General features: G+C 72.5%; 13 protein-coding genes. 8 read left to right on the top strand and 5 right to left on the bottom strand.

The features are described 5' to 3' along the window. Window positions 1–3: 3 nt before the first annotated feature. Window positions 4–960, bottom strand: a complete 957-nt coding sequence (locus MT346_RS15990; protein WP_243564080.1) for a carbohydrate ABC transporter permease — start codon at window positions 958–960, stop codon at window positions 4–6. 139 nt (window positions 961–1,099) lie between these two features. Here MT346_RS15990 and MT346_RS15995 point away from each other — a divergent pair, with 139 nt between their 5' ends. Genes MT346_RS15995 through MT346_RS16010 form a run of 4 tightly spaced genes read left to right on the top strand, consistent with a single transcriptional unit; the run spans window position 1,100 to window position 5,353 of the window. Then, the gene (locus MT346_RS15995; RefSeq protein ID WP_243564081.1) at window positions 1,100–2,320 is read left to right on the top strand and encodes an ROK family transcriptional regulator; all 1,221 of its coding nucleotides are present in this window, start codon (window positions 1,100–1,102) and stop codon (window positions 2,318–2,320) included. Beyond that, window positions 2,317–3,333, top strand: a complete 1,017-nt coding sequence (locus tag MT346_RS16000) for an ROK family protein (RefSeq protein WP_243564082.1) — start codon at window positions 2,317–2,319, stop codon at window positions 3,331–3,333. Before MT346_RS15995 ends, MT346_RS16000 begins: the two co-directional genes overlap by 4 nt. Continuing rightward, a complete protein-coding gene (locus tag MT346_RS16005) occupies window positions 3,330–4,325 on the top strand; it encodes a Gfo/Idh/MocA family protein (RefSeq protein WP_243564083.1) in 996 nt (331 codons plus the stop codon). The genes MT346_RS16000 and MT346_RS16005 overlap by 4 nt, the downstream gene beginning before the upstream one ends. After that, entirely contained in the window at window positions 4,322–5,353 is a 1,032-nt protein-coding gene (locus tag MT346_RS16010) for a Gfo/Idh/MocA family protein (protein ID WP_243564084.1), read from the top strand. Before MT346_RS16005 ends, MT346_RS16010 begins: the two co-directional genes overlap by 4 nt. Before the next feature lie 103 nt (window positions 5,354–5,456). Here the strand turns inward: MT346_RS16010 and MT346_RS16015 are convergent, their stop codons facing one another. Together MT346_RS16015 and MT346_RS16020 are read right to left on the bottom strand one after the other, a co-directional pair. Further along, complete coding sequence (locus tag MT346_RS16015) at window positions 5,457–6,317, bottom strand: sugar phosphate isomerase/epimerase (protein ID WP_243564085.1); 861 nt, start codon at window positions 6,315–6,317, stop codon at window positions 5,457–5,459. Next, window positions 6,275–6,967, bottom strand: coding sequence for a YitT family protein (locus tag MT346_RS16020; protein WP_243564086.1), 693 nt, complete (start codon window positions 6,965–6,967; stop codon window positions 6,275–6,277). The genes MT346_RS16015 and MT346_RS16020 overlap by 43 nt, the downstream gene beginning before the upstream one ends. Before the next feature lie 60 nt (window positions 6,968–7,027). On the opposite strand from MT346_RS16020, the gene MT346_RS16025 reads away from it, so the two are divergent. The 3 genes from MT346_RS16025 to MT346_RS16035 all read left to right on the top strand — a co-directional run bounded on the left by MT346_RS16025 (window position 7,028) and on the right by MT346_RS16035 (window position 12,496). Continuing rightward, complete coding sequence (locus MT346_RS16025; RefSeq protein WP_243564087.1) at window positions 7,028–8,470, top strand: PLP-dependent aminotransferase family protein; 1,443 nt, start codon at window positions 7,028–7,030, stop codon at window positions 8,468–8,470. A gap of 128 nt (window positions 8,471–8,598) precedes the next feature. Next, window positions 8,599–9,249, top strand: coding sequence for a DUF6518 family protein (locus MT346_RS16030; protein WP_243564088.1), 651 nt, complete (start codon window positions 8,599–8,601; stop codon window positions 9,247–9,249). 34 nt (window positions 9,250–9,283) lie between these two features. Further along, entirely contained in the window at window positions 9,284–12,496 is a 3,213-nt protein-coding gene (locus MT346_RS16035) for an efflux RND transporter permease subunit (protein ID WP_243564089.1), read from the top strand. Window positions 12,497–12,502: 6 nt separating this feature from the next. Here the strand turns inward: MT346_RS16035 and MT346_RS16040 are convergent, their stop codons facing one another. Next, window positions 12,503–12,763, bottom strand: coding sequence for a hypothetical protein (locus MT346_RS16040; RefSeq protein WP_243564090.1), 261 nt, complete (start codon window positions 12,761–12,763; stop codon window positions 12,503–12,505). A 430-nt stretch (window positions 12,764–13,193) separates the two neighbouring features. Beyond that, window positions 13,194–14,327: an alpha/beta hydrolase gene (locus MT346_RS16045; protein ID WP_243564091.1), complete on the bottom strand. Its 1,134-nt coding sequence runs from the start codon at window positions 14,325–14,327 to the stop codon at window positions 13,194–13,196. Window positions 14,328–14,406: 79 nt separating this feature from the next. Here MT346_RS16045 and MT346_RS16050 point away from each other — a divergent pair, with 79 nt between their 5' ends. Then, window positions 14,407–15,261: a polyphosphate kinase 2 family protein gene (locus MT346_RS16050; RefSeq protein WP_243564092.1), complete on the top strand. Its 855-nt coding sequence runs from the start codon at window positions 14,407–14,409 to the stop codon at window positions 15,259–15,261. Window positions 15,262–15,517 lie beyond the last annotated feature (256 nt).

Consider the following 15,517-nt stretch of genomic DNA (forward strand, 5'->3'; position numbering starts at 1 on the left):
GTCCTAGTTCAGCTCGACGGGGTCGCGGCGGTTGATGATCCGCAGCTGGATGATCGCGATGATGATGCCCACCAGGAGCAGGATGACGGCGGCGGCGCTGGCCGAGCCTCCGTGGAAGAACACGAAGCCCTGGTTGTAGATGTAGTACAGGATCGTCTCGCTCGAGTTGATCGGGCCGCCCTGCGTCAGGACGTACACCTGCGTGAAGACCTGCAGCGCGCCGATCACCCCCGTCACGGCCAGGAACCCCGTGGTCGGTGCCACCAGGGGCAGCGAGATGCGGAAGAAGCGGCGGATCGGGCCGGCACCGTCGAGGGTTGCCGCCTCCATGTAGGACGCGGGGATGTTCGACATGGCGGCCGAGTAGATGATCATCGTGTAGCCGACGCCCTGCCAGATCGAGAACACGATCACCGAGATCAGCGCCCACGGCTCACTCGTCAGGAACCCGATCGGCGGGATGCCGAGCGCGGTGACGACGCCGTTCACGACGCCGCCGAGCGGGGAGAGCAGGAAGCTGAAGATGAGCGCGCTGCCCACGATGGGGGCGATGTACGGCACGAAGAGCAGTGCCCGGTAGATCCCGCGTCCGCGGAACGGCTGGGCCAGCAGCGCCGCGAAGAACAGCCCGAGCGCCATCGTCACCGGCACCACCACGACCACGTAGAGCGCGGTGTTGCCCGCGGCCTGCAGGAACTCGCCGTCCTGGAACAGTCCGGTGAAGTTCGACAGCCCGACGAAGCCGTTCGTCTGGCCCGATGCCGGGTCCCAGTTGGTGAACGAGTAGAACACCGTCTGGGCGAGTGGGTACAGGTAGAACAGCGCGAGCAGCACCGTGGTCGGGGCGATCAGGGCGTACCCCGCCCGACCCTCGCGGCGTTCCATCGCGCTCGCGTCGGCGGTCGATGAACGCCGACGGCGGATGGTCACCCTGGTTGGGTCGTCGACCGCACTCGTCATGCGGGCCTCCTTACGGTTCTTCGTTGAACGCTAGGAATCGGCTGTTTCGAGCACATTACCGTTCGATGACCAAAAGTAAACAGTCGAAAGTGGGCAGACTTTGTTCGGCAATCGACAACAAGGTCGATACAGTGTCGGCATGACCGAGCGCCACTACCAGGACATGGGGCGGAGTCCCGGATCCGCCGGGGACGTGCTGCGCCTGATCCGTTCCGCCGACACCGTCTCGCGCTCGAGCATCGCCCGCAGCACCGGACTGGCACCCTCCACCGCGTCGGCGCGGGTCGACGCCCTGACCGCCCTGGGGCTGGTCCGCGAGACCGGCTCCGAGGGGTCCCGCGGGGGTCGTCGTGCGCGGCGACTCGAGCTCGCCGCCGACGCCGGGTTCGTCGCCGCGGCCGACCTCGGTGCCAACCACGTCCGCATCGTCCTGAGCGACCTGGCGGGCACGGTGCTCGCCGACACCGAGGCGCTCGCGCACGGCACGGCCACCGTCCCGGTCGCCAGCGGCCCCCGGGCGTCGGTCGCCGCGCTCTGGCAGCGCTTCGTCGAGCTCGCCGCGGACAACGACCTCGACATGGCCCGGTTCCGCGGCGCCGCGATCAGCGTCCCCGCGCCGGTGTCCTACCCCGGCGGCAGCATCGCGACCCCGAGCTTCGAACCGTCCTGGCACGGCGCGGTCCTGCCCGAGCTGTTCGCCGAGTACACCGACGTCGCGGTGCTGGTCGAGAACGACGCCAACCTGATCGCCGTCGCCGAACGGCCGGTCGACGGGGACGACACCACCCTGGTCGCCGTGAAGGTGGGGACGCGCATCGGCGCCGGGGTCCTGCTCGACGGCCGCCTGCACCGCGGTGTCGGGGGAGCGGCCGGTGAGATCAGCCACACCCCCGTCGACGGCCAGGCAGCGATCGGGTGCACCTGCGGGGTGCCGAACTGCCTGGAGTCGGTCGCGAGCGGCGGGGCGATCGTGGCACGGCTGCGGGCCGCCGGCCGCGACGTGTCCGGCACCCACGGCCTCCTGGCCCTGGCCGCCCAGGGCGACACGGCGGTCCTCGACGAGCTGCGCCGGGCGGGCGAGCACATCGGCCGCGTGCTCGCGGGCATCGTGAACTTCTGCAACCCGAGCGACGTCGTGCTCGCGGGCGCGATGTCGGCCTCCGGCGTCCTCGTCGCCACGATCCGTGGCGAGCTGTACCGGTCGTGCCTGCCGATGATCGCGGACGACCTCGACGTCCGTGCCAGCGCGTCGCCCCGCGACGCCGGGATCCGCGGGGCCACCCTGCTCGCGATCGACGAGGTCCTGGCGCCGACCCGCATCGACGAACTCGTCCGCACCGCGTCGGAGCAGTCCGCATGAGCACCGCGCTGCCCGGCGCCGTCGTCGCGGTCGACGTCGGCGGCACCACCGTGAAGGGCCAGGTCCGCATCGGCGACGTGGTGCTCGACCGGGTGGTCGTCCCGACCTCCGGCGGCGTCGAGCCCGTCCCGGCGGGGCCCGGTGGTGCCGCGCTCGCCGCCGTGCGCTCCGTCATCGACCGGCTCGTCACGAGCGCCCGGGCAGCGGGTCACCCGCTCGTGGCCATCGGGCTCTGCACCCCCGGCGTGGTCGACTCCGAGGCGGGCCGGGTCGTCGTCGCCGTCAACCTCGGCTGGCAGGACCTGCCGATCGTGGACCTGCTGCGCGAGCGCTACGGCGTGCCGGTGGCCGTCGCGCACGACGCCCGGGCGGCGGCCACCGCGGAGATCGCCGCACGCGCCGCGGCCGGTCGCGACGTCGACGAGATGGTCTTCATCCCGATCGGCACGGGCGTGTCCGCCAGCCTGGTCGTCGACGGCCGGCTGGTCGTCGGCGCAGCGGGCGGTGCCGGCGAGGTCGGGCACGTGTGCGTGCGACCGGGCGGCGAACCCTGCACCTGTGGCCAGCGTGGCTGCGTCGAGGCCTACGCGTCCGCGCGCAACCTCCGCCGGCGCTACCGCGAGGCCGGTGGCACCCTCGACGGTGGTGCACCCGAGATCATCGACGCGATCGACACCGATCCCGTCGCGGCCGCCGTGTGGGCCGACGCCGTGGACGCCCTGGGCGCCGGGGTCGCGATCCTGGCAGCCGTGCTCGACCCGGCCGTGGTCGTCATCGGCGGCGGACTCGGCGAGGCGGGGGAACGCCTGCTCGTCCCGCTCCGCGACGCCGTCGACGCCCGACTCGGCTGGCGACCGGCCCCGCGGATCGAGCAGTCGCTCGTCGGCGCCGGTGCCGGACTCGCCGGTGCCGCGGTGCTGGCGAGCGCCGCCGCTGCGACGTCGACACCGAGCCCCACCCCCATCCGTTCCACCGACCCCGTCACCGTCGACCACCCCAGGAGGACACCATGACCGCACCGCGACCGCAGATCGGCCTCGTCGGGGCGGGGGTGATCGCCCAGGCTCACCTGCCGAACCTGCTCCGGTTGGGCGACGTCCTGGTGTACTCCGAGGTCGGCGCCCCCGAGCTCGTGGCGACGTTCGGCGGCCAGGTCGTCGACTCGCTCGACGAACTCCTGGAGCGCGTCGACGTGGTCGACGTGGTCGTTCCCACCTACGCCCACGCCGAGGTCGTCCGTGCCGCACTGGCCGCGGGCAAGGACGTCATCAGCGAGAAGCCCCTCGCCCGATCGGACGAGGACGCCGACGACCTGGTCCGCCGTGCGCACGAGGCCGGTCGCCAGCTCTACCCGGCCCACGTCGTGCGGTACTTCCCCGAGTACGTCCGGCTCAAGCACGCGGTCGACGCCGGGCAGTTGGGTGACCTCGCGGTGCTCCGCTTCGTCCGGTCGGGTGCCTTCCCGACCCGGTCGGCCTGGTTCGCCGACCCGGAGCTGTCGGGCGGCATCATCATGGACCAGATGATCCACGACCTGGACATCGCCCGGTGGATCGCCGGCGACGTCGTCCGGGTCAGCGCCGTGCACGTCCGGAAGGGCGACGTCGAGCACCCCGTCGAGGCAGCGCACGTGCTGCTCACCCACGCGTCCGGCGCGATCAGCCACGTCGCGGGCGTCTGGGGACCGGACCACCTGCCCTTCGTCACCGAGTACTCGGTCACGGGCACGCTCGGCAGCCTGTCGCACGACTCGCGCGCCGAACGGAACTACGTCGCCGAGCTGGTGGACGCCGAGGGCATCGGCGGGGACATGCCCGAGGTCGACCCGGCCGAGGACCCGTACTTCCTCGAGATCCGCGAGTACCTCGGCGCGTTCCAGGGCGGCGCGACCCCGCGGGTGTCCGCCGAGGACGGTGCCACCGCGGTGCACATCGTCAACGCGGCGCTCCGCTCGGTCGCCACCGGCCAGCCCGTCGACCTGCCCGAGACCCAGGTGCACGCATGAGCCCGCTCCGCATCGGCGTGATGTCCTTCGCCCACACGCACGCCATCGGCTACCTGGCTGCCCTGGCCGCGATGCCCGACGTCGAGGTCGTCGGCACCGACCCCGACGGCGTCTCGACCGGCACCGACCTCGTCGACCTGCGGGGCCGCGCGCTCGCCGACGCCCTCGGGGTCGCGTACGTCGACTCGTACGAACACCTGCTCGAGCAGGGTGTCGACGCGGTCGTGGTGACGAGCGAGAACGCCCGCCACCGGCCCCTGGTCGAGCTGGCCGCGGCCGCCGGCGCCCACGTGCTGTGCGAGAAGCCCCTCGCGACGACGTGGGAGGACGGGCTCGCGATGCGCGCCGCCGCCGAGGCCGCGGGCGTCATGCTCATGGTCGCCTTCCCGGTGCGGTTCGCCAGCACCTTCGCGCGGCTCACGGCGGCCAAGCGCGCCGGCAGCCTGGGCGAGGTGTTCGCGGTGCGCGGTGCCAACAACGGCATGCTGCCGCTCACCCGATCGTGGTTCACCGAACCCGAGCTGTCGGGTGGCGGCGCGCTCGTGGACCACGTCGTGCACATCGCCGACCTGCTCGACGAACTGCTCGACGGCACGCCGGCCGTGTCCGTCACCGCGGTCACGAACCGCACGCTGCACGCCGCGCGGGCGAAGGCCGAGACCGCCGGCCTGGTCACGATCACCTACGCGGACGGCACCGTCGCGGCGATCGACTGCTCGTGGAGCCGCCCGGACACGTCGCCGACCTGGGGCGGGCTGGCGATCACGGTCGTCGGGACCGGGGGATCGGTCGACATCGACTTCTTCGGGCCGAGTGCCCGGGGGCTCGAGTCCGCCACGGGGCGCTCGGTCGTGCTGCCGTACGGACCGGACTTCGACGCGGCCATGCTCGACACCTTCGTCGCCGCGGTCCGTCGTGGCGAGCAGCCCCAGCCCGACGCCGCCGTGGGACTCCGGACGCTGGCGGTCGTCCTGGCAGCGCAGGAGTCGGCGGCGACCGGCACGACCGTGGCGGTCCGGTCGGTCTGACCCGACCACCTGACGGACGGGAGGCTCGGTGCCGGACCGGCACCGAGCCTCCCGTCCGTCAGCGGATCACGCCGGGCGCCTGGCCGGTCCGTGCGTCAACGGGTCACGCCGGCCCGCCGGCGGCCGCCCACAGGCGGCGGGCGTTCCCGATGCCCCGCGCGACCGCGTCGCGGTCGTCCTCGAGTCCCTCGAACTCGATCGAGACGGGCCCGTCGAACCCGCTCCGGGCGATCCGCTCCACGATCCGCGGGATCGGCAGGTCACCGTGGCCCACGACGGTGCCGAGCACGGCGCGGCCGGCGAGCGTGGTCAGCCAGCCCTCGGCGGCGGGCGGGGTCTGCCGCACCAGGAAGTCCTTCAGGTGCACCACGGCCGCGACCGGCAGCAGACGGTCGACGGCCACCAGCGGATCGGCGTCGACGCAGACAACGTTGCCGACGTCGAGCAGCACGCGGAACGCGGGATGGTCCACCTCGTGCACCAGCCGCAGCAGGCGCTCGGGGTCGTTGAACGCGAAGCCGTGGTCCTCGACCATCGGGGTGATCCCGAGCCCGGCCGCGTGGTCGGCGAGCGAACGGACGACGGGCACGATCCGCGCCAGACGGTCCTCGAACTCGGCCTGGTCGGACTCGCGCCATGCCCACGGCACGACGTCGTGCCGGAACCGGGTGATCCCGAGCCGGTGTGCGACGTCCAGGTGCGCCCGCAGCCGAGCGACCTGGTCGTCGAAGTCCGGGCCGCTCAGGTCCGCACCCACGGCCAGGTTCGCGAGCTCGACCCCGCGGTCGGTCGCGTGCTGGCCGATCCGGTCGACCAGTGCCGGGTCGGTCAGCAGCTCGTCGCCGACCGCCAGCTCGAGGTGGTCCGCATCGGCGTCCGCGACCCAGTCGACCACGTCGAGCAGGGTCATCGACCCGTTCGTCAGGGAGCGGGCGAAGCTGTAGGACGAGACTCCGAGGCGCATGCCGCGACCCTATCCGCGTCCTTCGCGACGACACCAGCACCGGTGTGCACCGGACTCCACGGGAACCGACGGAACAGCGGCATGAGCGGCTGCACCATCGGGCCGATCGCGAAGGCCGCGATGACGGTGCCCGCGCCGACGTCGCCCCCGAGGAACCAGCCGACGACGACGACCGTGACCTCGATCAGTGTCCGGGCCAGCCAGACGGGCCAGCCGAGCCGCTCGTGCAGGCCGACCATCAACCCGTCGCGCGCACCCGTGCCGAACCCCGCGCCGATGTAGCACGCGGTGGCCAGAGCGAGCAGCAGCAGTCCGGCGACGAACAGCAGGACCCGGCCGACCAGCTCGGTCGGCGTCGGGACGAGCCACAGCACCAGGTCCGCCGACGGGCCGATGGCCAGGGCGTTCAGCAGGGTGCCGATGCCGGGCTTCTGCCGGAGGGGGATCCAGAACAGCAGGATGATCCCGCTCGACACCACGGTGATGAGTCCGAACGACCACGGCACCACGTGCTCGAGACCCTCGGTCAGCACGGTCCACGAGCTCACCCCCACGACAGCGCGGACCTGCAGCGCGGTGGACGCGCCGTACAGGAACAGGCCGACGAAGAGCTGCACGAAGCGGAGTGACATGGTCGTGGGGCGGGACATGATCCGATCGTGGCGGGAATTGGACTGCCGGTCGAGAGCCAATCCGGCTACGGTGGCCGGATGACCCCCGTCCTGCTGAGTGCCCGTGCCGCCGCCGCCCTGCTGCGGGAGTGGCGCGCCGGGTCGAACGCCGTCGCGTACGAGGCCCTCGCCGACGCGGTCCGCATGCTCGTCATCGACGGCCGGATCCCGCTCGGCACCCGGATGCCCGCCGAGCGCAGACTGGCCGAGGCGCTCGGCGTCTCGCGCACCACGGTCGCGAACGCCTACGCGCGGCTGCGGTCCTCCGGGTACCTGGTGTCCCTGCGGGGTTCGGGCAGCGTGGTCCGACTGCCCCGCGACCTGGTCGGCCGGCCCGACCCCGAGCGTCTGGGCGGGGTGGTGTCGGGCGACGTCCTCGACCTGCGGAAGGCGGCGCTGCACGCGGCTCCGGGCATCGCCGAGGCCGTCGAACGGGCGATGCGGCACGTGCCCGCGGCGCTCGCCGGCATCGGGTACGACACCGTCGGCGACCCGGGGCTCCGTGCCGCCATCGCCGCGCGCTACACCGATCGGGGGCTGCCGACATCGTCCGACCAGGTGATCGTGACCATCGGCGCCCAGCACGCGATCGCCCTGCTCGCCCGCGTGCTCGTCCGACGGGGGGATGCCGTGCTCGTCGAGTCGCCCACCTACCCGCACGCGCACGAGGCGTTCCGCGAGGCCGGCGGGCGCCTGGTCGGGGTGCCCGTCGACGCGCGCACCGGGTGGGACGTCGCCGTGCTCGAGGCCGCGCTCCGCCGATCCACCCCGGCCGTCGCCTACGTGATGCCGGAGCTGCACAACCCGACCGGTTCGACGATGTCGGCCGAGGCCCGCGCGCTCCTGGTCGACGTCGCCGAGCGCGTCGGGACGACCGTCATCGCGGACGAGACGATGGGCGAACTGCGGATCGACGGACCCGCCTCGGTGCCGCTCGCCACCCGCTCGTCGTCCGTGGTGATGATCGGGTCGGCCGACAAGGTGTTCTGGGGCGGCCTGCGGATCGGCTGGATCCGCGCCGAGCCGGACCTGCTCCAACGGCTGCTGCTCGCCCGCCCGACGGGGGACCTCGGCACGCCGGTGCTCGACCAGCTGGTGGCGCGCGAGCTGGTGCCGTTGACCGAGACCGTCCTGGAGGCCCGGCGTGCGTCGCTGCGCGAGGGTCGCGACGAGGTGGTGGGGGCGTTGCGCACGCGGCTGCCGGAGTGGGACGTGCCGTCGCCGGCGGGCGGGTTGACGACGTGGGTGGGGCTCGGACGACCTGTCTCGAGCGCGCTCGTCCTGGCGGCGCGGACCGAGGGCGTGGTGCTCGCATCCGGTGGGGTGTTCGGGCCGGACGGCGGGTTCGAACGGTTCCTGCGGGTGCCGTTCACGATGGCGCCGGCCGAGCGGGTGCGACTGGTCGACGTGCTCGAGCGGTCGTGGGCGCGGACGGGCGGTTCGAGCGTGGGCACGCGGGGGTCGTTGGCCGCGGTGGTCTGAGCGCGCGGTGGCGCTCGTGGTGGTGTGGTGCATCGCACGTGCTCGTCATTCCTCCGGAGGACCCGCAACCGGTGTGGTTCGCCCGTCCGGGTGACGACGGGCGCGCATCGGGTCGTCAGGCTGGTCACATGACCCCGCTCGCGCCTGCTCGTCCCGTGTCACCGGTCCCGCCCGTGCCCGTGGTGGCGCGCGTGTCGATGGTCTTCGGCAGCGCCCTGCTGGCCGGCGTGCTGACGTCGTTCGGCCAGGCCGTCGGTCCGCTGTCCACCCTGTCGAACTCCGCCGGTCCGTGGTTCCTGGTCGCCGTCGTCCTGCTGCTCGGGCTGCGGATCCGGACAGGACGTGCCGGACTCGCGCTGGCGATGGTCTCCGGTGTCGTGCTGCTCGAGCTGCTGCACGTGGGCTACTGGGCGACGTCGAACCTGCGGGGGTTCCCGGACACGCTGTCGCCCACCAGCTTCTGGGTGCTCATGGCCGTCCCCGCCGGCGTGCTGGCCGGGGCCGTGTCCATCGCCGTGCGCTCCGCCGACGGTCGGCAGCGCGGCGCGGCAGCGGGGGCCGTCGCCGCGGTGCTCATCGGCGAGGGCATGCGGTCGCTGCTGCAGGTCGCGGCGACGACCGGCGTGGTGACGTGGATCGTCGAGATCGGCGTCGGCGTCGCGGTGCTCGTGACGGGCATCGTCCTGGCGCGGTCGCCCGGTGCCCGGGTGCTGGCACTCGGCACCGGGGTGGTCGGATCGGTCGCGGTGCTGGCGACGTACCTGCTGCTCGGCAGCTGAGCCCGGCGTCGGTCCCACCTGCAAGGATCATCGCGTGTACCTGCTCTCGGTCTTCAGCCTGCGGAACCGCGCGCTCATCGCGCTGGTGACGATCGTCGTCGCGATCTTCGGCGGCATCGCGCTGTCCAGCCTCAAGCAGGAGCTGATCCCGAGCGTCCAGTTCCCCCAGGTCGCCATCGTCAGCGCGTACCCCGGCGCCACGCCCGAGGTCGTCTCGAACGACGTCTCGACCAAGATCGAGCAGGGCATCCAGGCGGTGCCCGACCTGAAGTCGACGACCGCCACCTCGTCGACCGGCCAGAGCGTCGTGTCGGCCGAGTTCGCCTACGGGTCGAACCTCGCCAGCGCCGAGGACAAGATCCAGACCGTCGTCAACGCCCTGTCGCTGCCGGACTCGGTGCAGACCCAGATCGTCACCGGGTCCTTCGACGACCTGCCCGTGATCCAGCTCGCGGTGTCGTCGAAGGGCGACCAGGAGCAACTGGTCGACCGGCTGACCGCCACGGCCGTCCCCGACCTCGAGAAGCTCGACGGTGTCCGTGCGGCGGACATCTACGGCAACCCGGGTCGCCGTGTGCTGATCACCCCGGACCGCACGGCACTCGGGGAGCGGGGCCTGTCCGAGACGGCGATCTCCGACGCCCTCAAGGACAACGGCACGCTGATCCCCGGCGGCACCATCACCCAGGACGGCTCCACGCTGTCGGTGCAGACCGGGGAGCGCATCGCCTCGATCGCCGACATCAAGGCGCTGCCGCTCACCGGGGGCACCACGGCGCCCGGTGCGAGCCCGACCGCCAGCACGATCGGCGACGTCGCGAAGGTCGCGATCACCGAGTCCCCGCGCACCTCGATCAGCCGGGTGGACGGCGAGCAGGCCCTGACGATCGCCATCACCAAGACGCAGGACGCCAACACCGTCGACGTGTCGAAGACCGTGCGGGCCGCGCTGCCCGGCATCGAGTCCAAGATCACCGGGGACCCGCGCGTCACGGTCGTGTTCGACCAGGCGCCCTACATCCAGCAGTCGATCGACTCCCTGGCCGAGGAAGGCCTGCTCGGGCTCGGGTTCGCCGTCGTCGTGATCCTGGTGTTCCTGCTGTCCGTGCGCTCCACGATCGTCACCGCGATCTCGATCCCCACCTCGGTGCTGCTGGCCGCGATCGGCATGCGCGCCGCCGACTACACGCTCAACATCATCACGCTGGCGGCGCTGACGATCGCGATCGGCCGCGTGGTCGACGACTCCATCGTCGTGATCGAGAACATCAAGCGGCACCTGCAACCCGGAGTGGACCGCCGTCAGGCCGTGCTCGACGGCGTGCGCGAGGTCGCGGGCGCCGTGACCGCGTCGACGCTGACCACGGTCGTCGTGTTCCTGCCGGTTGCGTTCGTCGCCGAGCTCGTCGGCGAGCTGTTCCGGCCGTTCGCCCTCACCGTGACGATGGCGCTCATCGCGTCCCTGCTCGTCGCGCTGACGATCGTGCCCGTGCTGGCGTACTGGTTCCTCCGCGCGCCGAAGGGGCACGAGCACGCCGGCACAGCCGCGGTCCCGGCGGCATCCGAGGCAACGGGGTCGGCGACCGCGACCGAGCTGCGGTCCGCGGCCGACCTGCACGACGCCAGTGCGCCCGACCGCCTGCGCCGCGGCTACCAGCCGCTGCTGCACTGGGTCCTGCGGTTCCCGGCGGTCGTCGTCGTGCTGGCCGTCCTGGTGCTCGGCGGGACCGCGGCCGCGCTGCCCTTCGTCAAGACGAACTACCTCGGCGACTCCGGCCAGAACACCTTCACGGTGACGCAGGACCTCGACCCGGGTGCCTCGCTCGACGTGCAGTCCGCCCAGGCCACCAAGGTCGAACGGCAACTGCGCGCGGTCGACGGCGTGGACACCGTGCAGACCACCATCGGCACCAGCGGGCAGTCGATCCAGGCGGCATTCGGTGGCGGTGGCACGGCGTCGATCCAGTACGCCGTGACGACCGACTCCGGTGCCGACCAGGCCCGGATCCAGTCCGACACGCGCAAGCGCCTGGACCGGCTGTCCGACGCGGGCACGATCTCGCTGTCGTCGTCGGGCGGCGGCTTCGGCGGCAGCAGCGACATCGAGGTCGACATCACTGCCCCGACCCAGGCGCAGCTGCGCACCGCTGCCGACACGGCGCTCAAGACACTCAAGGACGTCGCCCACACCACCGGCGCGACCAGCAACCTGTCCGCCGCCGAGCCGTACCTGGCCGTCAAGGTCGACCGGGCCAAGGCCGCGTCGCTCGGGCTCACCGAGACCCAGGTCGGCGGCATCGTCGCGGCCTCGGTCTCGCCGCGCGACACCGGCACCGTCGAGATCGACGACGCATCGCTCGACGTCTACATCGCCGACCCCGAGCCGCCCACCACCGTCGATGCCCTCCGATCGCTGTCCATCCCGACGTCGACCGGCACCGTCCCGCTGTCCGACGTCGCGACCGTGGACAAGGCGGACGGTCCGACCACCGTGACCACCTCGGACGCGGTCCGGACCGCGACGATCACGGTGACCCCTGACTCCGCGAACCTCGGTGCCGCCGTGACGGCGGTGACCAGTGCCGTGGACCAGCTCGACCTGCCCAAGGGGGCCTCCGCGTCGATCGGTGGTGTCGCCTCCAGTCAGTCGTCCGCGTTCAGCCAGCTGCTGCTCGCCGCACTCGTGGCGATCCTCATCGTCTACGTGGTCATGGTCGCGACGTTCCGCAGCCTGCTGCAGCCGCTGCTGCTGCTGGTGTCGGTGCCCTTCGCGGCGACGGGCGCGATCATCCTGCAGATCGTGTCCGGGATCCCGATCGGCGTCGCGTCGCTGATCGGGGTGCTCATGCTGGTCGGCATCGTCGTGACGAACGCCATCGTGCTGATCGACCTGGTCAACCAGTACCGGCGCCGGGGTCTGCGCGTGCGTGAGGCCCTGATCGAGGGCGCCACCCGCCGACTCCGGCCGATCCTGATGACGGCGCTCGCGACGATCTTCGCGCTGGTGCCGATGGCGATCGGGGTCACCGGGCAGGGCGGGTTCATCTCGCAGCCGCTCGCGCTCGTGGTGATCGGCGGTCTGGTGTCCTCGACACTGCTGACGCTCGTGGTGCTGCCGGCGCTGTACTTCCTGGTCGAGCGGGCGCGCGAGCGCCGGGCGGACCGGAAGGCTGCCGGGCTCCCGCGTCGGACGCTGCGGGAGTGGGCGCGTGAGACGTTCCGTCGACGGTCGACTGCTGCCGAGTAGCGGCGGCTAGCGCGCTTCGACGTCCTCCAGGTCGACGGCCACGAACCACCGCACGACGACGACCGTCAGCGTGACCAGGAACACCACGGCACCGAGCTGCGCCACGGCGGACGTGTGACCGGTCGCCGCACCGTAGCCGGCGAACCCGACCGTCACGAAGAACGACAGCCCGAGCAGCAGCTCGGCGACCGTGCTGCTGCGGGTCCGGCGCTCCCACGGGGTGGTGGGGCGGACGGGTCGCGCGGGGCGGGTCGAGGTGTCGGTCACCTCCGAAGTCTGCGTCCGCACGGCCCGCGGCGGCAGTCCCGACTCCGAGTGCCACCCACTCGGGGTACGCCCGTCGTCCGCCGCCTGCCGGACCGGCCCCGTGCCTCCCGTCCGGCACGCCCGCATGCCGCGCGCCGCCGGAGCGCGCCGAGTCTCGGCACCGCTGCGCCGAGTCTCGGCCCCGCGGACACTCTGCGCCGCTCCCCGGCCGGATACTGTCCGCCAGGCCGAGACTCGCCGACCCGCCGGACTCCGCCGCCAACCGGTTGGTCGCCTGCCGGACCAGCCCGAGCCTCCCGTCCCGCGCTGCCGCGCGCCGAGTCTCGGCCCCGCGGACACGCTGTGCCGTGCGTCGGCCGCAGACTGTCCGCCAGGCCGAGACTCGTGTCCGGGCCGGCCCGGCGGCCCGGCGGCCCGCCGGCCCGCCGGCTCAGCCCAGGTGCCGCCGCAGGAACGCCACGACGCGCTTGCTCATCGCCTGGTCGAGCTGCGCGATCGAGTGCGCCGTCCCCTGCACCGCCACGAAGGTCACTGGCACGTCGTGCGACCGCAGCGCCGTCGCGAACTCCTGCGACTCCCACATCGGGATGAACTCGTGCGTGGAGTGTCCGATGAAGAACGGCGCCGTGTCCGAGCTCACCTGGTACGTCGGTGATGCCCGCTCCGCCGCGGGGCAACCAACGTACGCCGAACAGCCGAGGTAGAGCAGCTGGCGCCGCTGGAACGCCGCCGACACCCCGTCCGACTCGGTCGATCGCGCCGTCAGGTCGGTCGGACCGCTCAGGTCGACGACGGCCCGGATCCGGTCACCGTCGGCGTAGGCGGTCGACTCGTGGTCCTCGACCGCCAGCATCGCCGCCAGGTTGCCGCCCGCGCTGCCCCCGAACACCCCCACCCGGTCGGCGTCGACGTCGTAGGTCTCGAGGGTGGAGGTCCGGAAGACCCAGTCGAGCGCCCGGCGGGTGTCGTCGAGCCCGGCGGGGAAGGGGTCGGTCGGCGCCAGTCGGTAGTCGACGTTGAAGGTGACGAAGCCCTCGGACGCCAGGTACTGGCAGACGGCGCGGTAGGCGGCCGTGTCCTTGTCGCCGTGGGACCAGCTGCCGCCGTGGATCATCATCACCGCGGGACGGGACCCGGTCCCACGGGGTGCCGCGGACGCCGGAGCCGGGACCGCAGCACCCGGGACAGCCGTCGCGACCCCCTCTGCAGCAGCGGCAGACGACGCAGCGGCAGACGACGACGCGGTAGACGACGACGCGGACGACGGTATGGCATCGTCGGCCGCCCCGCCACGCGCATCGCCCCCGGCACCCGGCGTCGCCGTCGTGTCGGGGTCGCTGCCTGCGGGCAGGCAGACGTCGAGCTGCTGCAGCCGGTCGGCCCCGTACGGCACGTCCCGCACGACGTCGATGCCGTGGTAGCGGAGCGACAGCGGGTAGATCACGGGGTCGGCCGTCACGGTGGCGTTCTGGTCGCCGATCGGGTCCCCGCTGCACGACGCGACCGCGCCGAGCGCCACGACCGCGGCGACGAGCGCGAACAGCGTGCGGCGGCCGGACCTCATCGCCGACCACGGTACCGCGGAACACCGTTCACCCGCCGGTGCCAGGATGAGCGGGACACCCGTCGACCCTGGAGGACCCGTGAGCCGTCGCAAGGCCTGGAACGCCGATCCCGAACCGCTCCTCCGTGTCGACGAGGGCTTCCGGCTCGCCGACGTCGACCCCGACGGCACTCCCGGGTTCCCGGGCCGCAAGATCGACGGGCTCGAGTCCCTGGCCGCGGGCGCGGACCGGCTCGCGGCGCTGCAGGAACGTTTGTGGGCCGCGGCCACCACGGGCGACGAGCGTCGCGTGCTGCTGGTCCTGCAGGCGATGGACACCGCGGGCAAGGGCGGGATCGTCGCGCACGTGGTCGGAGCCGTCGACCCGAACGGCGTGCACTACGCCGGCTTCAAGGCCCCAACGGCCGAGGAACGCGAGCACGACTTCCTGTGGCGCGTCGAACGACAGGTGCCGAGCGCCGGGCAGCTCGGTGTGTTCGACCGGTCCCACTACGAGGACGTCCTCATCCAGCGGGTCCGGTCGTTCGCGCCGCCCGAGGAGATCGAGCGCCGCTACGGCGCCATCGTCGACTTCGAGAACCGGCTGGCCGAGCAGGGCACCACGATCGTCAAGGTGATGCTGCACATCTCGAAGGACGAGCAGCGCGAACGCCTGGGTGACCGACTGGATCGTCCCGACAAGCACTGGAAGTTCAACCCGGGCGACATCGACGAACGCCTGCTCTGGGACGAGTACCAGGACGCCTACCAGGTCGCGTTCGACCGCACCTCGACCGCGGTCGCCCCGTGGTACGTCGTGCCGGCGAACCGCAAGTGGTACGCCCGGCTTGCGGTCCAGCAGCTGCTGCTCCGCGCGCTCGAGGACATGCACCTGTCCTGGCCCGCCGCCGACTTCGACGTGGCCGAGCAGCGGCAGCGGCTCGCGGAGTCCTGACCCACCGGCACCCGGACGGGAGGCCCGGCGCACCTCCGCCACAGCGCCGCCGTCGCCGACGGGGCTGGCCAACGGGCCGGTGGTCCCGTAGACTCGCTCGGTCGGCCTTCGACACCGTGGCTCGCGAGCCACGGACGTGTTTGGGTGTTGTGTAGTTCGAGGGCTGGAATCACGTCGAACCGACGACGGGATGAACCCCCTCTCCACGAGCCGCCCCCGCCGATGTCGCTGCCGGGCCGCGTGGTACGTCTGCACC

It is taken from the genome of Curtobacterium sp. VKM Ac-2922 (genome assembly GCF_022815645.1).
In the GTDB taxonomy this organism is placed as follows: Bacteria; Actinomycetota; Actinomycetes; order Actinomycetales; family Microbacteriaceae; genus Curtobacterium.

What these genes read in the sequence shown, in the direction of transcription:
- MT346_RS16005 (WP_243564083.1), top strand. Translation starts at nt 3,330, where the DNA reads ATGACCGCACCGCGACCGCAGATCGGCCTCGTCGGGGCGGGGGTGATC.
- MT346_RS16045 (WP_243564091.1), bottom strand. Translation starts at nt 14,327, where the DNA reads ATGAGGTCCGGCCGCCGCACGCTGTTCGCGCTCGTCGCCGCGGTCGTG.
- MT346_RS16020 (WP_243564086.1), bottom strand. Translation starts at nt 6,967, where the DNA reads ATGTCCCGCCCCACGACCATGTCACTCCGCTTCGTGCAGCTCTTCGTC.
- MT346_RS16030 (WP_243564088.1), top strand. Translation starts at nt 8,599, where the DNA reads ATGACCCCGCTCGCGCCTGCTCGTCCCGTGTCACCGGTCCCGCCCGTG.
- MT346_RS15990 (WP_243564080.1), bottom strand. Translation starts at nt 960, where the DNA reads ATGACGAGTGCGGTCGACGACCCAACCAGGGTGACCATCCGCCGTCGG.
- MT346_RS15995 (WP_243564081.1), top strand. Translation starts at nt 1,100, where the DNA reads ATGACCGAGCGCCACTACCAGGACATGGGGCGGAGTCCCGGATCCGCC.
- MT346_RS16015 (WP_243564085.1), bottom strand. Translation starts at nt 6,317, where the DNA reads ATGCGCCTCGGAGTCTCGTCCTACAGCTTCGCCCGCTCCCTGACGAAC.
- MT346_RS16025 (WP_243564087.1), top strand. Translation starts at nt 7,028, where the DNA reads ATGACCCCCGTCCTGCTGAGTGCCCGTGCCGCCGCCGCCCTGCTGCGG.
- MT346_RS16010 (WP_243564084.1), top strand. Translation starts at nt 4,322, where the DNA reads ATGAGCCCGCTCCGCATCGGCGTGATGTCCTTCGCCCACACGCACGCC.
- MT346_RS16000 (WP_243564082.1), top strand. Translation starts at nt 2,317, where the DNA reads ATGAGCACCGCGCTGCCCGGCGCCGTCGTCGCGGTCGACGTCGGCGGC.